Consider the following 4,727-nt stretch of genomic DNA (forward strand, 5'->3'; position numbering starts at 1 on the left):
CGCCCTTCACGCCGTCGGCGGCCCAGGCGGCGAGCTCGGCGGCGGTCCCGCGGCGCACCTCCTCGTACAGCTTCGTCAGCTCCCGGCACACCGCGATCCGGCGGTCCTCGCCGAACGCCGCCCCCATGTCGGCGAGCGTCGCGGCCAGGCGCGACGGCGACTCGAAGAACACCATGGTGCGCGGCTCCGCGGCGAGCGCGGTCAGGGTCGCCCGGCGCTCCCCCGGCTTGCGCGGCAAGAACCCCTCGAACGTGAAGCGGTCGGTCGGCAGACCCGAGATCGCCAGCGCCATGAGCACGGCGCTCGGACCGGGGATCGCGGTGACCGTGACCCCCTGCGCCACGGCCTCGGCCACGAGCCCGTAGCCCGGGTCGCTCACGGTCGGCATGCCCGCGTCGCTCATCACCACGACATCGGTGTCCGCGGCGAGGGCCGCCAGCTCCGCGGCCTTCTGCTTCTCGTTGTGGTCGTGCAGCGCGATCAGGCGCGGGCGGTTGGCGATGTGCAGCGCCTGCAGCAGCCGCTGCGTGGTGCGGGTGTCCTCCGCAACCACGACCTCCGCGTTCTCCAGCACCTCCACCAGACGCCGGGACGCGTCCCCGAGATTCCCGATGGGCGTGGCGGCGAGGATGATCACCCGCCCAGCTTAGGCGGGCGGGGTGTCTAGGCTGGAGCGGTGACCGCGCCCCAGCCCCTGCTGCCTCCCCCCGAGGCGCGGGCGACGCGGTACGAGCGGCTGCGCGACCGCGTGCTGCACGCCGCCGACTGGGGACGGGCCATCGGGTGGCTCGCACCGCTCGTGGTCACGGCGCTCGCGGCGGTGCTGCGGCTCGTGAACGTCGGGCACCCCCACCAGCTGGCGTTCGACGAGACCTACTACGTCAAGGACGCCTGGTCGCTGTGGACCCTCGGCTACGAGGGCGTCTGGGGGCAGGGCGCCGACGAGGCCTTCCAGACCCTGCAGGAGCTGCCGCTCACGAACAAGGGCGCGTTCATCGTGCACCCGCCGCTGGGCAAGTGGCTCATCGCGCTCGGCATGGCCATCGGCGGCCCCGACAACAGCGCCGGCTGGCGGCTGGCCACGGCCCTGCTGGGTGCGGGCTCCGTGCTGCTGGTGTACCTGATCGCCCGCCGGCTGACCGGATCCGTGGTCGCGGCCACCGTGGCGGGCACCCTTCTCGCGATCGACGGACTGAGCATCGTGCTGAGCCGCATCGCGCTGCTCGACGGCATCCTCACCTTCTTCGTGCTGCTCGGCGTGCTGTTCGTGCTGCTCGACCGGCAACGCACCATCCCCCTCCTGGAGCGTCGCGACCCCGACGCCCCCGACCCGCTGTGGGGTCCGGTGCTGTGGCGCCGCCCGTGGCTCGTCGCCGCGGGTCTCGCGCTGGGGGCGGCGTGCGCCGTGAAGTGGTCGGGCCTGTACGTGCTGGCCGGCTTCGGGCTGTACGTGGTGGTCACCGATGCGCTGGCCCGGCGCCGCGGCGGTGTGGTCGTGTGGCCCGCGTCCGCCGTGTTCCGCCAGGGGCCCGTGTCGTTCGTGCTGCTGGTGCTGCCGGCCGCGGCCGTGTACCTCGCGAGCTGGACCGGGTGGCTCGTGACCGACAAGGGCTACGACCGCGGCAGCGACGCGAACCCCCTGCTCGCGCTGTGGAACTACCACCAAGCGATGCTGGGCTTCCACGTGGGGCTCAGCCGCGGGCACCCCTACGCCAGCCCCGCGTGGGAGTGGCCGTTCCTGCTGCGACCGACCGCCGTCTGGGTCGACCCCGATCCGACCGCGTGCGGGGTCGACCACTGCATCGGCGTGATCTCCGCGATCCCCAACCCGCTGATCTGGTACGGCGGCGTCGCCGCGAGCGTGTACCTGCTGTACCGCCTGGTGCGCGCGTGGATCGCCCGTCAGCCGATCGAACCGGCGCTCACGCTGCCGCTCGTGGGGCTCGCCGTGACCTACCTGCCCTGGCTGATGTTCCCCGAGCGGACGATCTTCCAGTTCTACACGGTGGTCATGATGCCGTTCCTGGTGCTCGCGCTGACGATGACGCTGCGGATCATCGCCGGGACACGCGACGATCCGCTGCACCGGCGCCAGTCCGGACAGCGCACCGTGGTGGTGTTCCTGACCGTGGTCGTGCTCGTGTCGGCGTTCTTCCTGCCGCTGTGGCTGGGGATCAGCGTGCCGTACGACTTCTGGCGGCTGCACAACTGGCTGCCCGGCTGGATCTGAGCACGGGAGCCCCGACGGCGAGGCCGGTGCTCAGCCGGCGTCGTCGGTGGCCACGTGCTCGACCAGCGGCAGCACGCGCCCCGACAGGTGCGTGCGCATCGCGATGGACGACGCCGTGCGCGCCACCCCCGGCACGACGGCGACCCGGTCGAGCACCTCCTGCAGCTGCGTGGCATCGCGCGCGACCAGGCGCAGCTGCATGTCGCTCGCCCCCGTCACGGTGTGCATGTCCACGATCTCCGGCACCGCGTCCGCGAGCGCGGCGGCCACCTCGTCGTGCCCCACCTTCTGATCGATCTCGACCAGGCAGAACGCGACCATGCCGTAGCCGAAGCCGGCCGGGTCGACGCGCGGCACGATCGCCTCGATCACCCCGCCCTCGTGCAGTCGCGCGAGCCGGCTGGTGGCGGTGCCGCGTGCGATGCCCAGCCGCCGCGCACACTCCAGGATGGGCAGCTGCGGCGACTCGGTGAGCAACCGGATCAGCGCGGCGTCCAGCCGGTCGATGCGCACGCCGCTACTCCCGCACCACGCCGGGACGGGACACACCACGGGTGAGCCGCGCCACCACCAGCAGCACGACCGTCAGCCCGAGGGTCAGCAGCAGCTGCGTGCGTGCCGCGGGGTCGATCATCGCGAGGGCGATCACCCCGGCGAGCAGGGCCAAGCACAGCCACGAGATCCACGGGAAGCCCCACATCCGCATCGGCATCGCCTCGCCGGCGCGGTCCGCCCGGCGCCGCAGCACGATCTGCGAGACCGCGGTCGCCGTCCAGATCACCAGCAGCGTCGAGCCCACCACGTTCAACAGGGCGGGGAGCACCACATCGGGGAACGCCCAGTTCAGCCCGACCGTGACGAACCCGAACGCGACCGACGCCAGCACCGCCAGGTACGGCACGCCCGTGAGACTCGTGCGGGTGACCGCCAGCGGCGCCAGTCCGCGCTCCCCCAGCGAATACGCCATGCGGGAGGCGCCGTAGATGTTGGCGTTCATGGCCGACAGCAGCGCGACCACGACGATGAGGTCCATCACCAGACCGACACCCGGCACATGGAGCGTGTCGAGCACCGCCGAGAACGGACCGGCCTCCACCGCGGGGTCGTCCCACGGCAGCACCGCGACGATCACGAAGATCGAGCCGACGTAGAAGATGAGGATGCGCACCAGCACCTCGCGCACGATGCGGCGGATGTTGCGCGCCGGGTCGTCGGACTCGGCCGCCGCGATCGCCACGACCTCGGTGCCGCCGAACGCGAACACCACGATCAGGAGCGCCGCCGCGATGCCGGTGATGCCGTTGGGCGCGAAGCCGCCCTCGTCCACGAGGTTCGACACACCCGTGGCCGGAACACCGGGGATGAGGCCGACGATCGCGCACACGCCGACCACGAGGAACGCGATGATCGCGGCGACCTTGATCGCCGCGAACCAGAACTCGAAGGTGCCGTAGTTGCGCACCCCGAACAGGTTCACCGCGGTGAGGGCGACCACGAACACCAGCACCCACACCCACGCGGGCACGCCGGGGATCCAGCCGGCCACGATGCCCGCCGCCCCGGTCGCCTCGGCCGCGATCACCACGATCAGCTGGATCCAGTAGAGCCAGCCGACCGCGCTGCCGGCGCTGCGCCCCATCGCCTTCTGGGCGTAGGAGCTGAACGCGCCGGAGCTGGGGCGTGCCGCGACCATCTCGGCCAGCATCGCCATGACCAGCACGACGATGCCGCCGGCGACCAGATACGAGATGAGGACCGCGGGACCGGCGATCCCGATCGCCTGGCCGGAGCCGACGAACAGCCCGGCGCCGATCGCGCCGCCGAGCCCCATCATGGAGATCTGGCGCCGGGTGAGCCCGGGATGCAGGCCCTTCGTGGTGGTCGTCGTGACCGGGACCTCGACGCTCACGCGGTCACCCCCATCAGGTCGGAATCGCGGTCCGAATCGCGGCCGGAATCGTGCGCGGCGTCGCCGCCGGAGACCGCGGCAGCGAGGGCGGCCTCGACCCTGTCGATGTCGGCGGCGGAGCCGGACGAGATCCGGATGCCCTCGCCGGGGAAGGCGCGGGCGACGACACCCCCGGCGTGCAGGAGGGCGTCGAGCTCGGCGGTGCGCTCCCCCGACGGGACCCAGACGAAGTTGGCCTGTGACGGGACGGCGGGCCAGCCCGCGGCGGTGAGCACGGCGTACAGGCGCTCGCGCTGCGCGACCACCTCGTCGATGCGGATGGCCAGCTCCTCCTCCGCCGCGAGCGACGCGAGGGCGGCGGCCTGCGCCAGGTCGGTCACACCGAACGGCACGGCCACCTTGCGCTGCGCCTCGGCGATCTCGCGCGGGGCGATCGCATAGCCGATGCGCAGGCCGGCGAGACCATAGGCCTTGGAGAACGTGTGGAGCACCGCGACGTGCGGGTGGCGGCGGAACAGCTCGATGCCGGCGCCGCGGCTCGCCGTGCGATCGAAGTGCACGTACGCCTCGTCGATCACCACGAGCACG

General features: G+C 72.4%; 5 protein-coding genes. 1 reads left to right on the forward strand and 4 read right to left on the reverse strand.

Features of this window, described 5'->3' with window-relative positions; genetic code table 11:
- Positions 1–637 (reverse strand): 16S rRNA (cytidine(1402)-2'-O)-methyltransferase (gene rsmI / locus DW299_RS05070; protein ID WP_136035927.1); only part of this gene is annotated, 637 nt, incomplete at its 3' end.
- A 39-nt stretch (positions 638–676) separates the two neighbouring features.
- Here rsmI and DW299_RS05075 point away from each other — a divergent pair.
- Positions 677–2,230 carry a dolichyl-phosphate-mannose--protein mannosyltransferase gene (locus DW299_RS05075; RefSeq protein WP_136035928.1) on the forward strand — a complete coding sequence of 518 codons (1,554 nt, stop codon included), beginning with the start codon at positions 677–679 and terminating at the stop codon, positions 2,228–2,230.
- Between the two features lie 30 nt (positions 2,231–2,260).
- Here DW299_RS05075 and DW299_RS05080 read toward each other — a convergent pair whose 3' ends face one another.
- The 3 genes from DW299_RS05080 to DW299_RS05090 all read right to left on the reverse strand — a co-directional run.
- Positions 2,261–2,743 carry an Lrp/AsnC family transcriptional regulator gene (locus DW299_RS05080; protein ID WP_136028578.1) on the reverse strand — a complete coding sequence of 161 codons (483 nt, stop codon included), beginning with the start codon at positions 2,741–2,743 and terminating at the stop codon, positions 2,261–2,263.
- A gap of 4 nt (positions 2,744–2,747) precedes the next feature.
- Complete coding sequence (locus DW299_RS05085) at positions 2,748–4,139, reverse strand: amino acid permease (RefSeq protein ID WP_136035929.1); 1,392 nt, start codon at positions 4,137–4,139, stop codon at positions 2,748–2,750.
- Positions 4,136–4,727, reverse strand: a 592-nt coding sequence (locus tag DW299_RS05090) for an aminotransferase class I/II-fold pyridoxal phosphate-dependent enzyme (protein ID WP_136035930.1), incomplete at its 5' end; no start/stop codon positions are given. The genes DW299_RS05090 and DW299_RS05085, both read right to left, overlap by 4 nt.

Source organism: Microbacterium sp. K35, from assembly GCF_004794375.1.
Lineage (GTDB): Bacteria > Actinomycetota > Actinomycetes > Actinomycetales > Microbacteriaceae > Microbacterium > Microbacterium sufflavum.